Raw genomic sequence first — 22,964 nt, 5'->3', positions numbered from 1 at the left:
CGGGGCAGATCGGCTTGCTCAGGCGACCCTGAGGCTTGTAACTTTTGCAGTCTTTGCTGCTTCGTCCGTCTGTTGCATGTATTGAATCGGGTATATGTCCTTCAGCTTGTGCGAAACTATGCACCATGTGCCAGGACTGATCCTGGCCGAGCACCTTAAGCAATGCTGCACTAAGGTGCTTTAGACCTATTTTTTGTCGTTGGGAGCAACAGTACATGCAGTTGGGAATTATTGGATTGGGCCGTATGGGCGGGAATATCGCGCGGCGTCTGATGCTCAATGGGCATACAACCGTGGTTTTTGACCGCAATACCGACTTTGTAAGTGCTCTGGAACAGGAAGGCGCCACAGGCGTTGCCGATTTGCCAGCGCTGGTTGCAGGCCTGGCCAAACCTCGTGCTGTCTGGGTGATGCTGCCTTCCGGCGCGCCAACCGAAGATACCATCGAGACCTTGAGCCAACTGCTCGACGCCGATGACATCATCATTGATGGCGGCAACACCTTCTACAAAGATGACATTCGTCGTTCGCAGTCGCTGGCCGAAAAGGGCCTGCAGTACGTTGACGTCGGTACATCGGGCGGCGTGTGGGGCCTGGAGCGCGGTTATTGCATGATGATCGGTGGAGACAGCGCTGTCGTGAAGCACCTGGACCCGCTGTTTGCAGCGCTGGCGCCGGGCATGGGTGATATCCCGCGCACCAAGGACCGTGTGTCTGACGATGATCGTGCCGAGCGTGGTTACATCCATGCAGGCCCAGCGGGTGCAGGCCATTTTGTGAAAATGGTTCACAACGGTATCGAGTACGGCTTGATGCAGGCTTTCGCCGAAGGTTTCAACCTGATGAAGATGAAGGGCGGTGAAAATCTGCCTGAAGATCAGCGTTTTGACCTGAACCTGGGTGATATCGCGGAAGTCTGGCGTCGTGGCAGCGTGGTTTCGTCCTGGTTGCTGGACTTGACTGCCGACGCATTGGCCACTGATGAGCCGCTGGACGGTTACTCGGGCGCCGTGGCGGACAGCGGTGAAGGCCGTTGGACTATCGAAGCCGCTATGGAACAGTCGACGCCGGTGCCGGTGTTGTCGCAGGCCTTGTTTGCCCGCTACAGTTCGCGTCAGCAAAGCCTCTATGGCGACAAATTGTTGTCGGCCATGCGCTTTGGTTTCGGCGGCCATGTGGAGACGCCTAAAAAATGACCGATCTGTCCAGTAAACCCAACGTCAAGCCTGCGCCACCTACCACTCTGTTTTTGTTCGGGGCTCACGGTGATCTGGTAAAGCGCTTGCTGATGCCCGCGCTGTACAACTTGAGTCGTGACGGTTTACTGGATGATGGCCTGCGCATTGTGGGCGTCGACCACAATGCGATCAGCGATGAGGGTTTCGCCAAAAAGCTGGAAGACTTCATTCGAACTGAAGCCGCCAGCAAAGTGGATCATCCTGATGGCCAAGGCTTGAATGCCGATTTGTGGGCCTCGTTGGCGAAGAACATCAGCTACGTGCAGGGCGACTTTCTGGATGACAGCACCTACGGGGCGCTGGGGCAGAAAATCATCGCCAGTGGTACTGGCAATGCGGTGTTCTACCTGGCCACTGCACCCCGCTTTTTCAGCGAAGTCGTGCAGCGGTTGGGCGCCAGCGGGTTGCTCAAGGAAACCCCGGATGCATTTCGCCGGGTAGTCATTGAAAAACCTTTTGGCTCGGACGTGCAGACAGCGCAAGCATTGAATGAATGCCTGCTTGATGTCATGAGCGAGAAGCAGATCTATCGGATTGACCATTACCTGGGCAAGGAAACTGTCCAGAACATTTTGGTCAGCCGTTTCTCCAATGGGCTTTTTGAGGCCTTCTGGAACAATCATTACATTGACCATGTGCAGATCACGGCGGCAGAAACCGTTGGGGTCGAGACACGTGGCAGTTTTTACGAACACACCGGCGCTTTGCGCGACATGCTGCCAAATCATTTGTTTCAACTGCTGGCGATGGTGGCGATGGAGCCGCCCGCAGCGTTTGGGGCGGATGCGGTGCGCGGCGAAAAGGCCAAAGTCATTGGCGCGATTCGTCCCTGGTCCGAGGAAGATGCGCTGAAAAACTCTGTGCGCGGGCAGTACACCCAGGGTGAGTCCGGCGGCAAGCCGGTCGTGGGTTATCGCGAAGAGAACAACGTGGCGCCTGACAGCAATACCGAAACCTTTGTTGCGCTCAAGATAATGATCGATAACTGGCGCTGGGTCGGTGTGCCGTTTTATCTGCGTACCGGCAAACGCATGAGCGCGCGCGACACTGAAATCGCCATCTGCTTCAAACCGGCGCCTTATGCGCAATTCCGCGACACCGATGTCGAGCGGTTGCAGCCCAACTATTTGCGGATTCAGATTCAACCCAACGAAGGAATGTGGTTTGACCTTCAGGCCAAGCGTCCGGGCCCAGGCCTGAAAACAACCAATGTCGAGTTGGGGTTTGCCTACAAGGACTTCTTCGAGATGCAGCCGTCTACCGGCTACGAAACCTTGATTTACGACTGCCTGACCGGTGATCAGACATTGTTCCAGCGCGCGGACAATATCGAAAACGGCTGGCGTGGCGTGCAGCCTTTTCTGGATGCATGGCGTGAAAACACTGACGTGCAACCTTACAAGGCTGGCGAAGATGGCCCGCAGGCGGCTCAAGAACTGCTGGCTCGCGATGGTCGCGCCTGGCTCAACATAGGATGAGTGGCGTGAAGCAAGAACCCATCGAACTGGTGCTGTGCGACATGGATGGCACCTTGCTGTTGCCCGACCACACCATCAGCCCGCGCAACCTTGCGGCAGTCAAGGCACTGCAAGCGGCAGGCATTCATTTCACTCTGGCCACCGGCCGTCCGCCCAGAGCCATGCGCGAATTTATCAGGCAGTTGGGTATTGAGCTGCCTACAGCGGGATTCAATGGTGGGGTTTTGGTCAACGCCGATGGCAGCTATCTGCAGTCCCACCACTTGCCGTACGAAGCGGTCCTCAAGACCCTCGCCTTGTTGGCTGAGCATGAAGTTGAAGTCTGGGTGTTCGCTGACGATGAGTGGCTGTTGCGCGATCCGTTAGGGCCGATGGTTGCCCACGAGCAGCAGGGCCTGGGTTATGCGCCGCTGGCGGTCGAGAGTTTTGAGCCCTATCTGCACCGGGTGGACAAGATCGTGGCCACCACCAGCAATGCGCCGCTGTTGGTGGAGCTTGAGCAACATTTGCAGTTGTTGTTGAGCGGGGAAGCGTCAGCCAGCCGTTCGCAATCCCGTTATCTGGATATCACCGCCCTCAAGGCCAATAAAGGCGATGCTCTTGTCGCCTTGGCCGAGCATCTGGGCGTACCGCTTGAGCGGACGGTAGCAATCGGTGATGGCGGCAATGATCCGGCGATGTTTCATCGCGCCGGGTTGTCGATTGCAATGGGCCAGGCCGATGCGCAGATTCGCGAGCAAGCGATGCAGGTCACCGGCAGTAATGTTGCAGATGGCGTTGCTCAGGCGATTGAGCGCTTTATTCTGCCGCGCTGAAGTTTTTCATGTAGGTCATTTTGTCCGTAACTTGGCGTAATCGCGGCCTGCCTGGGGCCTGCAAGGCTTGTTATAGTCCGCCGTTCATTGACCGGCGGCAGCGCCCTACAAAGGATTCAGGTTATGTCCGACTACCAGGCTTTTCAGGTTGAGCTAAAAGGCAGCATCGCCCACGTTCAGATCAACCGGCCTGAAAAGGTCAACGCGATGAATGTGGCGTTCTGGACCGAAATCATCGAGATATTCCAGTGGATTGATGAAACCGACGCCGTGCGGGTTGTGGTGCTCAGCGGTGCAGGCAAGCATTTTTCCGCCGGTATTGACCTGATGCTCCTGGCCTCGGTGGCCAATGAGATGGGCAAGGATGTGGGGCGCAATGCCCGCTTGCTACGACGCAAGATCCTGCAAATGCAGGCCTCGTTCACTGCCGTGGACCAGTGTCGAAAACCTGTACTGGCCGCCATTCAGGGTTACTGCCTGGGGGGTGCGATCGATCTGATAGCCGCCTGCGACATGCGCTACGCCGCCGCGGACGCGCAGTTCTCGATCAAGGAAATCGACATGGGCATGGCCGCGGATGTGGGCACTCTGCAACGACTGCCGCGCATCATCGGTGATGGCATGCTCCGTGAGCTGGCTTACACCGGCCGGATGGTCGCGGCGGATGAAGCCCGCACGATCGGTTTGGTGAACCGGGTCTACAGTGATCATCAGGCGTTGCTTGACGGCGTTATGGCGATTGCCGATGAAATCGCCGGCAAGTCCCCCATCGCTATTGCGGGAACCAAGCGGATGATCAGCTATATGCGTGATCACAGTGTGGATGACGGTCTGGAATATGTCGCGACATGGAACGCAGCGATGCTGCAATCCAGCGACCTGCGTTTGGCGATGGCGGCGCACATGACCAAGCAAAAACCCGAGTTTGTGGATTGACGACTTTGTAACCTGAGCAAGGATCATTTAATGGCACCGCGTTGGATCACGGCAGTACTGGATACAGACCTACCTGGCGGCTGGGCCGTGGCGCGCGGCCCCGACGGCTTTTTGATTGACGGCAACGGCCCGTTGTTTCCCCGCAACTGGCTCAAGCGTCAGGACCTGCCGGTGCTGGCCGAGCATGGCATCGGCCACCTGGACGGTGAACCGGTGTATCTGCTGGAGCTGGATCGTGCAGCGCACGTTGAGGGCTGTGAATGGCAGGGCTTGCGCGCATTTATGCTGGGTGACGATCACACCCTGTACAAGGTGCTCGGCTATGCCGCGCAAATTGGCACTTGGGCTCGCGAGCATCGTTTTTGCGGTAGCTGCGGTCAGGCAATGACGCAGGTGCCAAGGGAGCGTGCGATGCATTGCGCAACCTGCGACTTGCGCAGTTACCCGCGTATCTCGCCGAGCATGATTGTGTTGATTACCCGGGGCGATGAGGTATTGCTGGCCCGTTCACCGCGCTTTGTGCCTGGGGTCTACAGCACCTTGGCAGGGTTCGCCGAGCCGGGAGAATCCGCCGAGGATTGCCTGATTCGTGAAGTCCGTGAAGAGGTGCAGGTCGAGGTCAGAAACATCCAGTATGTGGGCAGCCAGTGCTGGCCGTTTCCGCATTCGATGATGCTGGGTTTTCACGCTGAATATGCAGGGGGTGAAATCGTGCCCCAGGCCGATGAGATAGAAGATGCGCAGTGGTTCAATGTGCACCAGCTACCGCCGTTGCCAGCGTCGCGCTCAATCGCGCGCTATCTCATCGACTTGTATGTGGCAAAACGCTTAGGCCATGCCGAACCAGTGCTGCCAAGCTAGGCGCACGGTCAAACCCAGCACTACGGTGATAAACACCGGGCGAATAAATTTGGCCCCGCCGCTGATCGCGCTGCGGGCGCCAAAGAAGGCGCCGATCATGACGGCGAAACCCATGGTCAGGCCGATCACCCAGTCCACGTGACCGGAGAAGATAAACACCGACAGCGCCGCGATATTACTTACGAAGTTCATGCTGCGGGCCACGCCACTGGCCTTCACCAGGTCGATCGGGTACATCAGCATGCTGCTGACGGTCCAGAACGCGCCTGTTCCTGGCCCTGCCACGCCATCATAGAAACCCAGGCCAAAACCTTGCGGCAACTGCCACTTCTTTTTGATCGGCGCATCGTTGTCGATCGGGGTTTTGGGCGTGCCGCCAAACAGCAGGTAGAGCCCGCAGCCGAAAACAATCACCGGCAGCATTTTGTTCAGCCAGTCGGCGGGCATGTAGTGGGCGGTGGTTGCACCGATCAGGCCGCCTGCGAGAGTGCCGAAGATGGCCAGCTTCCACTCCCGGGGGTGGAACAGCTTGCGTCGGTAAAAGGTGAGGCTCGCCGTGGCCGCGCCGAATGTCGAGCTGAGCTTGTTGGTGCCCAGCACCAGATGTGGCGGCAGGCCTGCGGTGAGCAGGGCGGGGGTGGTGAGCAAGCCTCCGCCGCCGGCAATGGCGTCGATAAATCCGGCAACAAAAGCCACGAGAGCCAGAATGGCGAGGGTGGTCAAATCTACGCTGAGTTCAAAAGGCATGGGATCGACTTAATTCGGCAGGACGTACAGCGCAGACGCGCGGGAAGGGCGTCATCTTACCGATAAGCGTGAACAGCGGCGATAGGCCTTTTGTGGTGGGGCGGTTCAATAGACATCGCGCTGATTGCCCGACGGTACTTGGAGCGGTGCTGCAAACCGCTCTGTGCTGTTGTCAGGCAATTGCTGATGGTGTGCGAGTGTTATCAATAGGCGAGGGCGTCGGCTTCCACTCGCCGGGTGTTGACTGACAGTGCTCCGAGCTTGATCAGGCGTGTGCGCGTGACGTTACGACTCAAACCCAGCAGTTTGGCAGTGTGTACCTGATTGTGATGGCAAAACTCATAGGCGCTGCGTAGCAGAGCGTCTTCCACGGTTTCATGCAAGGCTCCTGGTTCTTCTTCGAACAGTTCTCGAAATGCGCGCTGCAACAAGTCCCGGGTAGTGTGCGTGGCGGACTGCTGTGCAGAGCAGTCCGGGCGCCTGCTGCGTAACTGGGACAAACGCAGATCTTGCACCGTGATGGTTTGATTGCGGCACAGGAGCAGGCTGTGGTGCACAACGTTTTCCAGTTCGCGAATATTGCCCTGCCAAGGGTGGCTGATCAGTGCCTCTTCAGCGCACGGGCTCAGGGCTGTCGGTCCGTGCGGTAGCCGTTGGCGGTAGATTTTAAGAAAGTGCTTGGCCAGCGGCAGTATGTCGCCAGGGCGTTCGCGCAATGGGAGCAGCGCGAGGCTAACCACATTGAGGCGGTAATACAGGTCCTCTCGGAAATGACCGGCGTCGATGGCTTGTTCCAGATTGACGTTGGTTGCGGCCAGCACGCGAACGTTGATCGGTGTGCTTTTGCGCGAGCCCAGCCGCACGACTTCTTGTTCTTGCAGGACGCGCAGCAGCTTTACCTGGATGGTCAACGGCAAGTCGCCGATTTCATCCAAAAACAAGGTGCCGCCATCGGCCTCCTCAAACCAGCCGGCCTTGGCGGTCAGCGCACCTGTGAACGCGCCCTTTTCATGGCCGAACAGTTCGGCTTCGACCAGTGACTCGGCAAATGCTCCGCAGTTAACGGCCACAAAAGGCTGCTGGTGGCGATGGCTGAGTTGGTGAATATGCCGGGCGACCAGTTCCTTGCCCGTACCGGTCTCGCCAATGATCAGCACACTGGCGTCACTGGGGGCTATTTGTTGCAGGTGCGCCAGCAGGTTTTTGGACGCAGGGTCTTCAAAAACCTGGGCCGTGGCGCGTATGGACGTGGCCAGTGCCGGGGTGGCAGGTAATGTTAAAAGCTGCATTGACAGCTCCTTTTAACAGGGGCTCTGCCCACAAAAGGAAAGCCGAAGGCTGCTTTATAAAGTTATTTTGATATTCCGTAAACTAACCTAATTCCATATTTATATATCGATATTGCATATCAGACTTGCGTCAGCACCTGTTTTTAGCGCCTTATAAGACCTTGCTTCCCAGATGGTCTGACTTTGGGATTTTTCCTACGTATTTTGTTCCGGAAACACCTTTTTTCGCCTGCCTCAATCGGGTATTTCTTACAGCCGCCTTTTCATGCGGCTTCACTATTCTGATATCAAGCACTGCCTGATTCCAGAACGCGCTCAGTGGGTTTGGACAATGAACAAGCGACCTATTTATTTCGATTACGCTGCCACCACGCCTGTGGACGCCCGTGTCATTCAGGTGATGGTCGATTGCCTGGGCTTTGAAGGTAATTTTGGTAACCCGGCTTCGGGCTCTCATGTCTTTGGTCAGCAAGCCCGGTCTGCAGTAGAGCTGGCACGTGAACAGGTAGCGCAACTGATTAATGCAAGGCCCGAGCAGATTATCTGGACCTCGGGCGCCACCGAGTCCAACAACCTGGCGTTAAAAGGTGTGGCTCAGGCCAGTGGCCAGTCGCATGGGCATATCATCACCAGCCAGATTGAGCATAAGGCGGTGCTGGATACGGCACGTTTTTTACAGAATTCGGGCTTTGAGGTGACCTATCTGGCACCCGATGCCAATGGGCTTGTAAGTGCTGAACAGGTCAGTGCTGCGCTGCGTGAAGATACGCTGCTGGTTTCGTTGATGCTGGTCAACAATGAACTGGGTACGGTCAATGACATCCCGGGTATTGGTCGGCGGGTGCGCGAGCATGGTGCGTTGTTTCATGTTGATGCCGCGCAAGGCGCGGGCAAGATCGCCATCGATCTGGGTGAGTGGGCGGTAGATCTGATGTCGTTTTCCGGGCACAAGATCTATGGCCCCAAAGGGATCGGTGCCTTGTATGTGGGGCCGCGAGCCCAGGCCCGGCTGCAGGCGCAGATTCATGGCGGCGGACACGAGTCTGGCTTGCGTTCAGGAACCCTGGCCACGCACCAGATCGCAGGTATGGGCGCGGCATTTGCGCTGGCCAGTCAGGAATTTATTCAGGAGCTGGCTCATATCGGCCACTTGCGTGAGCGTTTGCTCGAGCAACTGGCTGATGTGCCGGGGCTGCAGTGTAATGGTTGTCCGACACAACGCATTCCCCACACCTTGAGCCTGACCTTTAGCGAAGGGCTCTTCAACAGTGCGGCCTTGAGTGCTGCGCTGGCATACTCGGCAACGTCGGCATGCAACTCGGCCAGCAATGCGCCGTCCCACGTGCTGCTGGCATTGGGGCATGATGCAGATAAGGCGAGCCGAACGATTCGTTTGAGTCTTGGCCGTTTCACCCGCGAGCAGGATATAGATGTTGCAGTGAAGGCGATCAAGGCTTCTGTCGCTGCGCCCGCACCTTTTTGGGCGGTTGCCCAACCTTAGTGGCTGATCCATCATCATTGGCAACCAATAATAATTACCAGTGGCAAGCAGGAGACAGAATGAGTACTCAGTTGTTGAATTCGGAGTCGGTGGTGGAGCGCTTGGCGCGCACCCGTGCGTTGATGAGCCAGAATGGTATTTTCGCGCTTCTGGTGCCGTCGGCCGATCCCCATCTCTCGGAGTACTTGCCCGCGTATTGGCAGGGTCGCCAGTGGCTGTCAGGCTTTCATGGTTCTGTCGGAACCCTGATTGTGACTCCAACTTTTGCCGGGCTCTGGGCGGACAGCCGTTACTGGGAGCAAGCGAGCAAAGAGCTGAGTGGCAGCACCATCGAGCTCGTCAAGCTGGTGCCCGGCCAGCCCGGCCCTCTGGAGTGGTTGGCTGAGCAAGCGCCTGAGGGCGCAACGGTTTCGGTTGATGGCGCCGTTCTCGCGTTGGCCTCGGCGCGAACACTTGAAAGCAGGCTCAAGCAGCGTGGTGCAGTCCTGCGTACTGATATCGATCTGCTAAATCTGGTTTGGGAAAACCGTCCGGCACTTCCGGTGCAGCCGGTTTATGAGCACTTGCCACCGCAAGCGACAGTCAGCCGCGTTGAAAAGCTGGCGCAGTTGCGCGAGACCCTAACGCAGCGCAAGGCCGATGCACATTTCATTGCAACCCTGGATGACATTGCTTGGTTGTTTAACCTGCGTGGTTCGGATGTCTCCTTTAATCCAGTGTTCGTATCGTTTGCCATAATCGAGCAAGCGCGGGCAACCTTGTTCCTGGATCTGAATAAAGTCGGTGCACAACTGCGAGAGAGGCTTGAGGGGGAGGGTGTTGAGCTGCGTGATTACGCTGAGGTCAACGCGGCTCTGGCGTCCTTGCCTGCTGCAACCCGTTTGCTGGTCGATCCCGCGCGCGTGACCTGTGGGCTGCTTGGCCATTTGCAGCCTGAAGTAAAACTGGTCGAAGGCCTGAACCCAACCACCCTGGCCAAGTCACAAAAGAGTCTTGATGACGCGGTCCATATTCGTCAGGCCATGGAGCAGGATGGCGCTGCCCTCTGTGAGTTTTTTGCTTGGCTTGAAACAGCTCTTGGGCGTGAGCGCATCACTGAATTGACGATTGATGAGCAACTGACCGCTGCTCGTACCCGTCGCCCTGGCTTTGTATCGCTGAGCTTCAACACTATCGCCGCGTTCAATGCCAATGGTGCAATGCCGCATTACCACGCAACCGAGCAAGAGCATGCGGTGATCGAGGGCGACGGCTTGTTGTTGATCGACTCTGGTGGACAGTACCTTGGAGGCACAACTGATATCACGCGCATGGTTCCAGTGGGTACGCCAACGCCAGAGCAGAAGCGCGACTGTACCCGTGTACTTAAAGGTGTAATCGCTCTGTCCAGGGCTCAATTCCCGAAAGGAATCCTGTCACCCTTGCTGGACTCGATTGCACGGGCGCCGATTTGGGCTGAGAGCGTCGATTACGGGCATGGCACAGGACATGGCGTCGGCTATTTCCTCAATGTGCATGAAGGCCCACAGGTTATTGCCTATCAGGCTGCGCCTGCACCGCATACGGCGATGCAAGTGGGGATGATTACCTCGATTGAGCCCGGGACATATCGTCCGGGTCGCTGGGGGGTGAGGATCGAGAACCTGGTGCTGAACCGTGAGGCAGGGACTTCAGAGTTTGGGGTGTTTCTGAAGTTTGAAACTCTGACGCTGTGCCCGATTGACACTCGCTGCCTGGAGCCTTCGTTGCTGACGCGTGAGGAACTGGACTGGTTTGATGCTTATCATGCACAGGTTCGTGAGCGCTTGAGTCCGCTGCTTGCGGGGGCCGCTCTCGAGTGGTTGCTGGCTCGCACTGAGCCATTTTCGATCACTGGCTGATGTCTATGCCCAGCAGTCGGCCTGGTCGACTGCTGGGCATTATTATGGCGCGGGTTGCTACTTGCAGATAACGATCATGCTGCGACTGGTATAACCGGCCGGGTTCAAGCCGAACGGGTAATCTCCCGGTTCTTCGGCGGCATCCCCCGATTTGGCGACCACTCGGTATCCCTTGCTGCCACAGGACTTGACGGCTTTGTCGTAGCACTTGTTCCAGGATGAGGACAATCCAGAGCAATTGATATGCAAGCCTCGTTTGCCATGCTTGACGGCTGTTTCTGAGGTTGCAGCGCAGCCGGTTAAAGCGAGCACGGCTAAAGCTACCAAAATTCGTTTCATTCCTGTCCTTAAGCGTTTGCGTCGGATTTACGGGATGCGGGTATCGGTGACTATGAATCGATTGCTCCGATGGGAATTCTCATCCGGAATCGGTTCAAGTGACAAACATCCCTTAAACGAGAGTCAATTACCAGAACTCTGTCAAATAGCTGCCTTCTTGTCAGCAATGATAGGTTTTGAGTGGTTACGCATCGTTAAAGTCGCACCGATTGAAGCCAGAATGATGCAAGAAATGGCCATCCATTGGGTGAATGACAGCACCTCATTAAGAAACAGCAGGCCCGACAGTGCGCCAAAGGCGGGTTCTATGCTCATGAGGGTGCCGAATGTGCGGGTGGGGATGCGCGTTAGAGCGATCATCTCCAGTGTGTAAGGCACAGCGGTCGACAATAGCGCTACACCAATGGCTATGGGGATGATGCCCGGTGTCAGTAGTGCTGCTCCTGCGTGGTAAACGCCAATAGGCGCGAAAAACAAGGCTGCAATGATCACCCCTAGGGCCGCTGTCTGTACTCCGTTGTCAGCACCGGCCCTCTGGCCATAAAGAATGTACAGCGCCCAGCAGACCCCGGCGCTTAATGCATAGCCGGCACCAACGGGATCTATTCCTTGAGCGCTTTCACCAATCGGTATGAGCAGTAGCAGCCCTGTAATGGCCAGACCTATCCATATAAAGTCGATTGGTCTGCGGGAGCTATAAATAGCTACCGCCAATGGCCCCGTAAACTCCAGGGCAACAGCAATGCCCAGCGGAACGCTGCGCAGTGACATATAGAAGAGGAAGTTCATTCCTCCCAGGGCTATCCCATAAACAATCACGGTCTTCAGGGATGTCGCAGTGAGCTTGGCTCGCCACGGGCGCAGTATCAGCAGCATGATAAGGCTGGCGAAGGTAAGGCGCAGGCTGGTTGTTCCTTGGGCACCGATAATGGGGAACATGCTTTTTGCCAGCGATGCGCCAGATTGTATCGAGGCCATGGCGATAAGCAGCAGGCCGACAGGGAATAGCGTCGATATGAGGCTATGAGGGAGCTTTGTCATTACAGAGAGTGCCTGGGGTATGGGGCCTAGAGGTCAGGCATCATGCTTAAGTAATGCTGAATGTGCAATATACTGCGCACTTATCCGGTTTTCTCTATCTATAGAGCTGCTTCGGTCAATAGTTTGGGTTAATGCTTGACTTGGAATTCTAACGGCCTATAATTCGCCCACTTCCGGCGCAGTCGAAACGGAAAACTCCTTGGGTTTCAATGAGTTGGATTGGTTTTCGGCAGTGTCAGCTTCAAGTCATCGAAGCAGGAAATGAGGTGTTGACAGCAGCGTGTAACGCTGTAGAATTCGCCTCCCGCTAACGAGAGATCGAAAGCGCAAGTGGTTGATGTTACAAAGGAAACTTTGAAAACATCTTAAAATAACCGCTTGACAGCAACAGAGGCTGCTGTAGAATGCGCGCCTCGGTTCAGCGAAAGCTAACCAACCGCTCTTTAACAACTGAATCAAGCAATTCGTGTGGGTGCTTGTGGAGTCAGACTGATAGTCAACAAGATTATCAGCATCACAAGTTACTCCGCGAGAAATCAAAGATGTAACCAACGATTGCTGAGCCAAGTTTAGGGTTTCTTAAAAACCCAAAGATGTTTGAACTGAAGAGTTTGATCATGGCTCAGATTGAACGCTGGCGGCAGGCCTAACACATGCAAGTCGAGCGGTAGAGAGAAGCTTGCTTTTCTTGAGAGCGGCGGACGGGTGAGTAATACCTAGGAATCTGCCTGATAGTGGGGGATAACGTTCGGAAACGGACGCTAATACCGCATACGTCCTACGGGAGAAAGCAGGGGACCTTCGGGCCTTGCGCTATCAGATGAGCCTAGGTCGGATTAGCTAGTTGGTGAGGTAATGGCTCACCAAGGCTACGATCCGTAACTGGTCTGAGAGGATGATCAGTCACACTGGAACTGAGACACGGTCCAGACTCCTACGGGAGGCAGCAGTGGGGAATATTGGACAATGGGCGAAAGCCTGATCCAGCCATGCCGCGTGTGTGAAGAAGGTCTTCGGATTGTAAAGCACTTTAAGTTGGGAGGAAGGGCAGTTACCTAATACGTGACTGTCTTGACGTTACCGACAGAATAAGCACCGGCTAACTCTGTGCCAGCAGCCGCGGTAATACAGAGGGTGCAAGCGTTAATCGGAATTACTGGGCGTAAAGCGCGCGTAGGTGGTTTGTTAAGTTGAATGTGAAATCCCCGGGCTCAACCTGGGAACTGCATCCAAAACTGGCAAGCTAGAGTATGGTAGAGGGTAGTGGAATTTCCTGTGTAGCGGTGAAATGCGTAGATATAGGAAGGAACACCAGTGGCGAAGGCGACTACCTGGACTGATACTGACACTGAGGTGCGAAAGCGTGGGGAGCAAACAGGATTAGATACCCTGGTAGTCCACGCCGTAAACGATGTCAACTAGCCGTTGGGAGTCTTGAACTCTTAGTGGCGCAGCTAACGCATTAAGTTGACCGCCTGGGGAGTACGGCCGCAAGGTTAAAACTCAAATGAATTGACGGGGGCCCGCACAAGCGGTGGAGCATGTGGTTTAATTCGAAGCAACGCGAAGAACCTTACCAGGCCTTGACATCCAATGAACTTTCTAGAGATAGATTGGTGCCTTCGGGAACATTGAGACAGGTGCTGCATGGCTGTCGTCAGCTCGTGTCGTGAGATGTTGGGTTAAGTCCCGTAACGAGCGCAACCCTTGTCCTTAGTTACCAGCACGTAATGGTGGGCACTCTAAGGAGACTGCCGGTGACAAACCGGAGGAAGGTGGGGATGACGTCAAGTCATCATGGCCCTTACGGCCTGGGCTACACACGTGCTACAATGGTCGGTACAAAGGGTTGCCAAGCCGCGAGGTGGAGCTAATCCCATAAAACCGATCGTAGTCCGGATCGCAGTCTGCAACTCGACTGCGTGAAGTCGGAATCGCTAGTAATCGTGAATCAGAATGTCACGGTGAATACGTTCCCGGGCCTTGTACACACCGCCCGTCACACCATGGGAGTGGGTTGCACCAGAAGTAGCTAGTCTAACCTTCGGGAGGACGGTTACCACGGTGTGATTCATGACTGGGGTGAAGTCGTAACAAGGTAGCCGTAGGGGAACCTGCGGCTGGATCACCTCCTTAATCGACGACATCAGCTGCTCCATAAGTTCCCACACGAATTGCTTGATTCACTGTAAAAGACGGTAGAAGCCACTTAAGTTGTACGGCTTCTCTATCGTAAAGCTTAGAAATGAACATTTTCTCGAAAGAGAGTGAATGTTGATTTCTGATCTTTTGATTAGATCGTTCTTTAAAAATTTGGGTATGTAATAGAAAGTTAGACTGGATAACACTTTCACTGGTGTTTATTCAGGCTAAGGTAAAATTTGTGAATGAGTTCTTAATTGAACATGCGAATTTTCGGCGAATGTCGTCTTCATAGTATAACCAGATTGCTTGGGGTTATATGGTCAAGTGAAGAAGCGCATACGGTGGATGCCTTGGCAGTCAGAGGCGATGAAAGACGTGGTAGCCTGCGAAAAGCTTCGGGGAGTCGGCAAACAGACTTTGATCCGGAGATGTCTGAATGGGGGAACCCACCTAACATAAGTTAGGTATCTTAAGCTGAATACATAGGCTTAAGAAGCGAACCAGGGGAACTGAAACATCTAAGTACCCTGAGGAAAAGAAATCAACCGAGATTCCCTTAGTAGTGGCGAGCGAACGGGGACCAGCCCTTAAGCTGTATTGATGTTAGCGGAACGCTCTGGAAAGTGCGGCCATAGTGGGTGATAGCCCTGTACGCGAAAACATCTTTACAGTGAAATCGAGTAGGACGGAGCACGAGAAACTTTGTCTGAATATGGGGGGACCATCCTCCAAGGCTAAATACTACTGACTGACCGATAGTGAACTAGTACCGTGAGGGAAAGGCGAAAAGAACCCCGGAGAGGGGAGTGAAATAGATCCTGAAACCGTATGCGTACAAGCAGTGGGAGCCCACTTTGTTGGGTGACTGCGTACCTTTTGTATAATGGGTCAGCGACTTATTTTCAGTGGCAAGCTTAACCGAATAGGGGAGGCGTAGCGAAAGCGAGTCTTAATAGGGCGTCTAGTCGCTGGGAATAGACCCGAAACCGGGCGATCTATCCATGGGCAGGTTGAAGGTTGGGTAACACTAACTGGAGGACCGAACCGACTACCGTTGAAAAGTTAGCGGATGACCTGTGGATCGGAGTGAAAGGCTAATCAAGCTCGGAGATAGCTGGTTCTCCTCGAAAGCTATTTAGGTAGCGCCTCATGTATCACTGTAGGGGGTAGAGCACTGTTTCGGCTAGGGGGTCATCCCGACTTACCAAACCGATGCAAACTCCGAATACCTACAAGTGCCGAGCATGGGAGACACACGGCGGGTGCTAACGTCCGTCGTGAAAAGGGAAACAACCCAGACCGTCAGCTAAGGTCCCAAAGTTATGGTTAAGTGGGAAACGATGTGGGAAGGCTTAGACAGCTAGGAGGTTGGCTTAGAAGCAGCCACCCTTTAAAGAAAGCGTAATAGCTCACTAGTCGAGTCGGCCTGCGCGGAAGATTTAACGGGGCTCAAACCATACACCGAAGCTACGGGTATCACTTAGGTGATGCGGTAGAGGAGCGTTCTGTAAGCCTGTGAAGGTGAGTTGAGAAGCTTGCTGGAGGTATCAGAAGTGCGAATGCTGACATGAGTAACGATAATGGGTGTGAAAAACACCCACGCCGAAAGACCAAGGTTTCCTGCGCAACGTTAATCGACGCAGGGTTAGTCGGTCCCTAAGGCGAGGCTGAAAAGCGTAGTCGATGGAAAACAGGTTAATATTCCTGTACTTCTGGTTATTGCGATGGAGGGACGGAGAAGGCTAGGCCAGCTTGGCGTTGGTTGTCCAAGTTTAAGGTGGTAGGCTGGAATCTTAGGTAAATCCGGGATTCTAAGGCCGAGAGCTGATGACGAGTTGTCTTTTAGACAACGAAGTGGTTGATGCCATGCTTCCAAGAAAAGCTTCTAAGCTTCAGGTAACCAGGAACCGTACCCCAAACCGACACAGGTGGTTGGGTAGAGAATACCAAGGCGCTTGAGAGAACTCGGGTGAAGGAACTAGGCAAAATGGCACCGTAACTTCGGGAGAAGGTGCGCCGGTGAGGGTGAAGCATTTACTGCGTAAGCCCACGCCGGTCGAAGATACCAGGCCGCTGCGACTGTTTATTAAAAACACAGCACTCTGCAAACACGAAAGTGGACGTATAGGGTGTGACGCCTGCCCGGTGCCGGAAGGTTAATTGATGGGGTTAGCTAACGCGAAGCTCTTGATCGAAGCCCCGGTAAACGGCGGCCGTAACTATAACGGTCCTAAGGTAGCGAAATTCCTTGTCGGGTAAGTTCCGACCTGCACGAATGGCGTAACGATGGCGGCGCTGTCTCCACCCGAGACTCAGTGAAATTGAAATCGCTGTGAAGATGCAGTGTATCCGCGGCTAGACGGAAAGACCCCGTGAACCTTTACTATAGCTTTGCACTGGACTTTGAATTTGCTTGTGTAGGATAGGTGGGAGGCTTTGAAGTGTGGACGCCAGTCTGCATGGAGCCAACCTTGAAATACCACCCTGGCAACTTTGAGGTTCTAACTCAGGTCCGTTATCCGGATCGAGGACAGTGTATGGTGGGTAGTTTGACTGGGGCGGTCTCCTCCTAAAGAGTAACGGAGGAGTACGAAGGTGCGCTCAGACCGGTCGGAAATCGGTCGTAGAGTATAAAGGCAAAAGCGCGCTTGACTGCGAGACAGACACGTCGAGCAGGTACGAAAGTAGGTCTTAGTGATCCGGTGGTTCTGTATGGAAGGGCCATCGCTCAACGGATAAAAGGTACTCCGGGGATAACAGGCTGATACCGCCCAAGAGTTCATATCGACGGCGGTGTTTGGCACCTCGATGTCGGCTCATCACATCCTGGGGCTGAAGCCGGTCCCAAGGGTATGGCTGTTCGCCATTTAAAGTGGTACGCGAGCTGGGTTTAGAACGTCGTGAGACAGTTCGGTCCCTATCTGCCGTGGACGTTTGAGATTTGAGAGGGGCTGCTCCTAGTACGAGAGGACCGGAGTGGACGAACCTCTGGTGTTCCGGTTGTCACGCCAGTGGCATTGCCGGGTAGCTATGTTCGGGAAAGATAACCGCTGAAAGCATCTAAGCGGGAAACTTGCCTCAAGATGAGATCTCACTGGAACCTTGAGTTCCCTAAAGGGCCGTCGAAGACTACGACGTTGATAGGTTGGGTGTGTAAGCGCTGTGAGGCGTTGAGCTAACCAATACTAATTGCCCGTGAGGCTTGACCATATAACACCCAAGCAATTTGCGCCCTTGAATACAAGAGCCTGCAAGTTGCGGTGTGTGAAGACGATACAAACCGAAAGTTTGCGATTCACAAAACACCCCTCTATTACATACCCATTCGCTGGAGCGTGAGCCGAAAGGCAAACGACCTGGCTACCGAATTTCTTGACGACCATAGAGCATTGGAACCACCTGATCCCATCCCGAACTCAGTAGTGAAACGATGCATCGCCGATGGTAGTGTGGGGTTTCCCCATGTGAGAGTAGGTCATCGTCAAGATTAAATTCCAAACCCCCTGTCTGCTCACGCAGACAGGGGGTTTGTTTTTGGGCCGAGAAAAGTTGCGGCTAACGCAATGCCTGGAATTACAGCTTGACCATACTTTTCCCGGAGCAAAAAAAACCACCCCGAAAGGTGGTTTTTTTGAACCTGCGATTCAGTCACCGTAGTAGATACAGCCACTGGTGCAGGTTTCATGAATGCGTATCGCCGACAGTTCTGGAAGCAAAGGTTTGAGCTGTTGCCAAATCCACTTTGCCAATACTTCGCTGGTTGGATTTTCCAGGCCCGGAATGTCGTTCAAGTAATTGTGATCAAGCAGCTCATAAAGCGGTTTGAAAATCGCTTTGATTTCCGAAAAGTCACGGATCCAGCCTGTTGCAGGGTCGATATTGCCGCTTAAATGGATCGCCACCTTGAATGAGTGACCATGCAAGCGGCCGCATTTATGGCCTTCAGGAACATAAGGCAGGCGATGCGCAGATTCGAAGGTAAACTCTTTGAAAATTTCCACAATGTTTATAGCTCTTGAAGAAGTGACTATCGCCTGAGCGATAAATACAGGCTCGCAGTTTAGCAGTTAACACTCAGGTGCAGGTGTATACCTCCCTCATTCCGGAGCGTCGCCAGGCCGATTCAGTTTCAATTAAGCCAGCAACGCTATGCTTTGTGTTTTTGATGTCGCATAACGACGCTGGACGGAGGCCGTAAAGGCAAGTGATGACAGTGAACGTACGAGTTGGCGGATTGGTCGTGCTGATGTTTTCTGCTTTCTGTTCTTTGGCCTTCGCGCGGGACTTGGGGCAAGACGAGGCGCTGCATTTGCGCGAGAAAGGTCTCATTCAGCCTCTGGAGCAACTGCTTCAAAAAGCCCTCGAGCGCTATCCAGGTTCAAAGCTGCTGGAAGTGGAGCTTGAAGAGGATGACGACGTTTATGTTTATGAGGTTGAACTGCTTACGCCCAGTGGCGTAGTCCGTGAGATCAAGCTGAACGCCAGTAATGGTCAATTGCTCAAAGACGAGGTAGACGATTAATGCGGTTGTTGCTGGTGGAAGATCATGTCCCTTTGGCCGACGAACTGATGGCCGGCCTGACTCGATTGGGCTATGCGGTTGATTGGTTGGCCGATGGGCGTGATGCCCTTTATCAGGGGCAAAGTGAGCCGTATGACCTGATTATTCTCGATTTGGGCTTACCCGGAATTTCCGGCATCGATGTTCTCAAACAATGGCGTGCGCAGGGGTTGGCAACGCCGGTACTGATTCTGACTGCCCGTAGTTCATGGTCTGAGCGCATTGATGGTCTTAAAGCCGGTGCAGATGATTATGTGACCAAGCCTTTCCATCCTGAAGAGCTGCAGTTGAGGGTACAGGCACTATTGCGTCGCTCTCACGGTCAAGCGAATCAGCCTTTATTGAAGTCTGCGGGGCTGCATTTGGATGAGGCACGTCAATGTGTGATCAATGACGGGGCCGAAGTACAGCTGACCGCTGCCGAGTTTCGCCTTCTGCGGTATTTCATGTTGCATCCGCAGCAGATTCTCTCCAAGAGTCATTTGGCTGAGCATCTCTACGATGGCGAGACCGAGCGTGACTCTAATGTGCTTGAGGTCCATGTGAACCACCTGCGTCGCAAGCTAGGGCGGGCCGTGATCGAAACCCGGCGTGGCCAAGGTTATATTTTCGGCGCTGTTGGCCAGTGAAATCCATTCAGAGGCGTTTGAGCCTGGGCTTGGTCAGTGTTCTGTTGGTTGCAGGTCTGGTCGTAGGCCAGGTCAGTCTCTGGTTGTTCGAAAATGGCCTGCAGAGCTACCTGGAATCTGGCCTGAAGAACGACAGCGAAAATTTGCTGATGGCATTGAGCCGCGGTCCCCAGGGATTGCAGTTGGATGAGCGGCGAGTATCGCCAGCGTATCAACGTCCCTTCTCCGGGCACTATTTCAGCATCGAATTTGGTGATACTCACTGGCGCTCACGCTCGCTGTGGGACGCTCAATTGCCGCGACTCAGCCAGCCTGGATTGGACAGCGTGCTACAACCTGGCCCTGAAGGGCAGATGCTGCTGGTCTTGCGCAGTGACTATCGGCGTCTTGGTCAGGTGGTCTCCATCAGCGTGGCTCAGGACTACACACCAATCCGGGATAGCTTCAAGCAAGTTCAGCGGATCGGTCTGGGCATTGGTGTCCTGGCCCTGATCATTGTATTGCTGCTGCAACGAATTACTGTGCGCCGTGCTCTGCGGCCATTGGAGACTGCACGTAAACAGATTGCTCAATTGCAGTCAGGCCAGCGCTCGCAACTTGATGCACAGGTGCCCCTTGAGCTTGAGCCTTTGGTCACGCAGGTAAACCATTTGCTGGCTCATACCGAAGACAATCTCAAGCGCTCGCGTAATGCACTGGGCAATCTGGGCCATGCATTAAAAACACCGTTGGCGGTCTTAGTCAGCCTGGCCAATGATCCGCGGCTTGCAGCTTATCCTCAGATCCAAAAAACACTGCGTGAGCAGTTGGAGCAGATACAGCAGCGTATGAGTCGTGAACTCAATCGTGCACGCCTTGCAGGTGATGCATTGCCGGGTGCTCAATTTGATGCCGATGCAGAACTGCCTGGGCTTCTGTCGACTTTGGGCATGATTCACGGCGATCATCTGGAGTTGATACTCAAGGCTTCGCCGGGCATCCATTTACCCTGGGACCGGGAGGACATGCTCGAGCTGCTCGGCAATCTATTGGATAACGCCTGCAAATGGGCCGACTCCCAGGTAGAGCTAAGCGTTAGTCAAATGCCAAGCGGGTTTTTGATCGAGGTGCAGGATGATGGTCCGGGTATTCCGGCGACCGAGCGTGATCAGGTGTTCAGCCGAGGCACACGTCTGGACGAGCAAACCAGTGGTCATGGCCTGGGGCTGGGGATTGTGCGAGACATTGTTGATGCCTGGGGTGGGGAGATGCAGCTTGATACGGGTACGTTGGGCGGGCTGCTGGTAAGAATCAAACTCCCGGGGCGTACGCCAAAGGCGACGACGGCTTAAAGCCGTCGTCGCCCAGCAGATCACACGCGAAATTGGTCCATCAACCCTTGCTGCTGGTTGGCCAGTGCGTTGAGTGATTGGCTGACCCGCGCAGACTCATTGGCCTGTTCAGACAATGACTCGGTTACATCGCGAATAGTGGCTATGTTGGTGTTGATTTCTTCCGCTACGGCACTTTGCTCTTCTGCTGCACTGGCAATCTGCAAGTTCATGTCGGTGATCACGGTCACGGCATCACCGATTTGCTGCAAGGCCGTCACCGCTTGTCCCACTTGCTCGACACTGCCCTGGGCTTGGCGATGGCTATTGCCCATGGAACTCACCACTTCCTGGGTGCCTGCCTGCAGTTGCTCGATGACCAGCCGGGTTTCCTCAACCGATTCCTGGGTCCGGCGTGCCAGATTGCGTACTTCGTCAGCCACCACGGCAAAACCGCGCCCGGCTTCGCCTGCCCGCGCTGCTTCGATTGCAGCATTCAGGGCGAGCAGGTTGGTCTGTTCGGCAATCGCACGAATAACTTCCAGCACCGAGCCTATTTTTTCACTATTGGCCGCCAGCCCTTCGACTTGTGCCATGGCCACGCTCATGTCGGCAGCCAGATGGTCGATGCTGGTGGTGGTGCGGTCGATGATGGTGAGGCCTTGGCGTGTCGCCTGATCGGCATCACGAGCGGCCTGGGCAGCCTGCGCAGCACTGCGTGCCACGTCCTGTGCCGTTGCGCTCATCTCGTGGGAGGCGGTGGCCGCCTGATCGACCTGACGGTATTGCTGTTCCATGCCGGCACTGGTCTGGGTGGCAATGGCAGCCGACTGATCGGCCGTACTGCGGGCATCCTGAACCGAGCGTTTAACCTCGGCGATGGTTGGTTGCAGTTTGTCGAGAAAACGGTTGAACCAACTGGCCAGTTGGCCCAGTTCGTCTTTTTTATCGTAAGCCAGGCGACGAGTCAGATCGCCTTCACCGCTGGCAATATCTTCGAGCATGTTGGCCACGCTGAGGATTGGACGTGTAACGCTACGGGCCATCAGCCACACGAGCATCAGTCCGATGATTGCAGCGAGTGAACCCCAGGCCAACTCGACCAGGGCCCCGGCTTTATTGCCCTCATCCAGTTCGACTTGCAGCGCTTGGGCCGGTCCAAGCAATATTTTTTCCGGTACGTCGAGTAATACGGCCCAAGGCTTGCTGCCGGGGATCGGCAGGAAGGGAGTCAGGACTTTCAAGCGCTGCTGGCTGCGAATGCTTTGTGCCTGATCACTCCCGGCCATCATCCGAGTCAGTTGAGCGCCATCGTTGAGGTCTACCTGGTCAAGGCGCTGGGAAAGCTTGCTGGCATCAGCACTGAACCCGGCCAGTATCCCTGCCGAACTGATGATGCCCACACGGGTTTCCCCTTTGTACAGCTTCTGACTGGCTTGCAGGCTGATGGCTTGCAAGCTGTTGAGGTTGATATCGACCGACAGTGACGCGATGACTTTGCCGTCAACAATCAGTGGGAACACGATGCTGGTCAGCAATACGTTTTGCCCGTCGATCTCATAAAAATACGGCTCGATGATGCACGGTTTACGCGTCGTACGTGGGCAGGTAAACCATGTGTTATTGGCTTGGCCGCTGGGCCCGGTGCTGGTGTCGGCCATGTCCTTCTCAGGCAGTGCCATCGAGGTCAGTTTGCCCGGTGTCGGTTGCGACCAATACAGGGCAAAGCGCCCTTTGTCATTGCTGCCCAGGTCTTTTTGATGATCGAACAGTGTGTCCTTGCCATCCAGCGCGTTGGCTTCAAACACCAGCGACAGCCCCAGCAGGTCCGGATTGGCTTGCAGCGCGGCTTTTACCTGGCGGGTCAGATCTTCACGCAGGTCGAAGGCATCCAGAAAGCGTTTCTCGGATTGCTCACGTAAAAACAGGACTTGTCGGGCGAAGCCGTTGCCGTACTGATAGGCGTCCATAAACTGGCGACTGATAGCCAGTGCCTGGGCTTCACCCTGGGCCTCAATGCGAGCTTGGGCAGAATCATTAAGCATCTGCGAACTTGAAGCCTCTACCAGGTCGGCGGTGTGATCCATGCGATAGAGAGAAAGCCCCACCAGCAAGGTGACAACGCCCAGCAGGCAGAGTCCGGCGAGGAGGGTGATTTTCCATTGGATGGAAAGCTGTCTAAGCGACATGGATA

The 22,964-nt window shown here is 54.8% G+C and carries 15 protein-coding genes, 3 rRNA genes and 2 pseudogenes; 13 read left to right on the top strand and 7 right to left on the bottom strand.

Features of this window, described 5'->3' with window-relative positions:
* Positions 1–215 precede the first annotated feature (215 nt).
* The 5 genes from gnd to nudC all read left to right on the top strand — a co-directional run bounded on the left by gnd (position 216) and on the right by nudC (position 5,328).
* Positions 216–1,196: a phosphogluconate dehydrogenase (NAD(+)-dependent, decarboxylating) gene (gene gnd / locus V6L79_RS20065; RefSeq protein WP_338579393.1), complete on the top strand. Its 981-nt coding sequence runs from the start codon at positions 216–218 to the stop codon at positions 1,194–1,196.
* On the top strand, positions 1,193–2,716 hold the full coding sequence (zwf, locus tag V6L79_RS20060; RefSeq protein WP_261739086.1) for a glucose-6-phosphate dehydrogenase: 1,524 nt from the start codon (positions 1,193–1,195) through the stop codon (positions 2,714–2,716). The genes gnd and zwf overlap by 4 nt, the downstream gene beginning before the upstream one ends.
* Entirely contained in the window at positions 2,713–3,531 is an 819-nt protein-coding gene (locus V6L79_RS20055) for a Cof-type HAD-IIB family hydrolase (RefSeq protein WP_321834037.1), read from the top strand. Before zwf ends, V6L79_RS20055 begins: the two co-directional genes overlap by 4 nt.
* A 123-nt stretch (positions 3,532–3,654) precedes the next feature.
* Entirely contained in the window at positions 3,655–4,467 is an 813-nt protein-coding gene (locus V6L79_RS20050; protein WP_338579392.1) for a crotonase/enoyl-CoA hydratase family protein, read from the top strand.
* A 30-nt stretch (positions 4,468–4,497) separates the two neighbouring features.
* Positions 4,498–5,328: an NAD(+) diphosphatase gene (gene nudC / locus V6L79_RS20045; RefSeq protein WP_261739083.1), complete on the top strand. Its 831-nt coding sequence runs from the start codon at positions 4,498–4,500 to the stop codon at positions 5,326–5,328.
* Here the strand turns inward: nudC and V6L79_RS20040 are convergent.
* Positions 5,296–6,075 (bottom strand): TSUP family transporter, encoded by a 780-nt coding sequence (locus V6L79_RS20040; protein WP_321834034.1) that lies wholly within the window; start codon positions 6,073–6,075, stop codon positions 5,296–5,298. The two genes, nudC and V6L79_RS20040, sit on opposite strands and share 33 nt — an antisense overlap.
* Before the next feature lie 203 nt (positions 6,076–6,278).
* Positions 6,279–7,364: a sigma-54 dependent transcriptional regulator gene (locus tag V6L79_RS20035; protein ID WP_338579391.1), complete on the bottom strand. Its 1,086-nt coding sequence runs from the start codon at positions 7,362–7,364 to the stop codon at positions 6,279–6,281.
* A 331-nt stretch (positions 7,365–7,695) separates the two neighbouring features.
* Between V6L79_RS20035 and V6L79_RS20030 the strand changes: the two genes are divergently transcribed.
* A complete protein-coding gene (locus V6L79_RS20030; protein WP_338579390.1) occupies positions 7,696–8,865 on the top strand; it encodes an aminotransferase class V-fold PLP-dependent enzyme in 1,170 nt (389 codons plus the stop codon).
* Positions 8,866–8,924: 59 nt separating this feature from the next.
* On the top strand, positions 8,925–10,745 hold the full coding sequence (locus V6L79_RS20025; RefSeq protein ID WP_338579389.1) for an aminopeptidase P family protein: 1,821 nt from the start codon (positions 8,925–8,927) through the stop codon (positions 10,743–10,745).
* A gap of 57 nt (positions 10,746–10,802) precedes the next feature.
* On the opposite strand, the gene V6L79_RS20020 is transcribed toward V6L79_RS20025, so the two are convergent.
* Together V6L79_RS20020 and rhtA are read right to left on the bottom strand one after the other, a co-directional pair.
* Positions 10,803–11,084 (bottom strand): hypothetical protein, encoded by a 282-nt coding sequence (locus tag V6L79_RS20020; RefSeq protein WP_261739078.1) that lies wholly within the window; start codon positions 11,082–11,084, stop codon positions 10,803–10,805.
* A 141-nt stretch (positions 11,085–11,225) separates the two neighbouring features.
* Positions 11,226–12,125, bottom strand: coding sequence for a threonine/homoserine exporter RhtA (gene rhtA, locus V6L79_RS20015; RefSeq protein ID WP_338579388.1), 900 nt, complete (start codon positions 12,123–12,125; stop codon positions 11,226–11,228).
* Positions 12,126–12,724: 599 nt separating this feature from the next.
* On the opposite strand from rhtA, the gene V6L79_RS20010 reads away from it, so the two are divergent.
* From V6L79_RS20010 to rrf, 3 genes are all read left to right on the top strand, one after another.
* Positions 12,725–14,261: ribosomal RNA gene (locus tag V6L79_RS20010) — 16S ribosomal RNA — on the top strand.
* Positions 14,262–14,588: 327 nt separating this feature from the next.
* A 23S ribosomal RNA gene (locus tag V6L79_RS20005) occupies positions 14,589–17,480 on the top strand.
* Positions 17,481–17,641: 161 nt separating this feature from the next.
* A 5S ribosomal RNA gene (gene rrf / locus V6L79_RS20000) occupies positions 17,642–17,757 on the top strand.
* Together the 16S, 23S and 5S rRNA genes form the textbook arrangement of a ribosomal RNA operon.
* Positions 17,758–17,914: 157 nt before the next feature.
* On the opposite strand, the gene queD is transcribed toward rrf, so the two are convergent.
* Positions 17,915–18,271: a 6-carboxytetrahydropterin synthase QueD gene (queD, locus tag V6L79_RS19995; protein WP_338579387.1), complete on the bottom strand. Its 357-nt coding sequence runs from the start codon at positions 18,269–18,271 to the stop codon at positions 17,915–17,917.
* A 206-nt stretch (positions 18,272–18,477) separates the two neighbouring features.
* Between queD and V6L79_RS19990 the strand changes: the two genes are divergently transcribed.
* Genes V6L79_RS19990 through V6L79_RS19980 form a run of 3 tightly spaced genes read left to right on the top strand, consistent with a single transcriptional unit; the run spans position 18,478 to position 20,791 of the window.
* Entirely contained in the window at positions 18,478–18,792 is a 315-nt protein-coding gene (locus V6L79_RS19990; protein WP_261742467.1) for a PepSY domain-containing protein, read from the top strand.
* Positions 18,792–19,460 carry a response regulator transcription factor gene (locus V6L79_RS19985; RefSeq protein WP_261739076.1) on the top strand — a complete coding sequence of 223 codons (669 nt, stop codon included), beginning with the start codon at positions 18,792–18,794 and terminating at the stop codon, positions 19,458–19,460. The genes V6L79_RS19990 and V6L79_RS19985 overlap by 1 nt, the downstream gene beginning before the upstream one ends.
* Complete coding sequence (locus V6L79_RS19980; RefSeq protein WP_261739075.1) at positions 19,457–20,791, top strand: sensor histidine kinase; 1,335 nt, start codon at positions 19,457–19,459, stop codon at positions 20,789–20,791. Before V6L79_RS19985 ends, V6L79_RS19980 begins: the two co-directional genes overlap by 4 nt.
* 20 nt (positions 20,792–20,811) lie before the next feature.
* On the opposite strand, the pseudogene V6L79_RS24785 reads toward V6L79_RS19980, so the two are convergent.
* Together V6L79_RS24785 and V6L79_RS24780 are read right to left on the bottom strand one after the other, a co-directional pair.
* A pseudogene (locus V6L79_RS24785) lies at positions 20,812–21,324 on the bottom strand (methyl-accepting chemotaxis protein); the annotation flags it as partial.
* Positions 21,325–21,669: 345 nt separating this feature from the next.
* A pseudogene (locus V6L79_RS24780) lies at positions 21,670–22,740 on the bottom strand (HAMP domain-containing protein); the annotation flags it as partial.
* Positions 22,741–22,964 lie beyond the last annotated feature (224 nt).

It is taken from the genome of Pseudomonas sp. ML2-2023-6 (assembly GCF_037055265.1).
Classification (GTDB): Bacteria; Pseudomonadota; Gammaproteobacteria; order Pseudomonadales; family Pseudomonadaceae; genus Aquipseudomonas; species Aquipseudomonas kulmbachensis.
The sequence above is the reverse complement of the archived record's forward strand: the minus strand, read 5'-3'. Positions and strand labels throughout refer to the sequence as shown.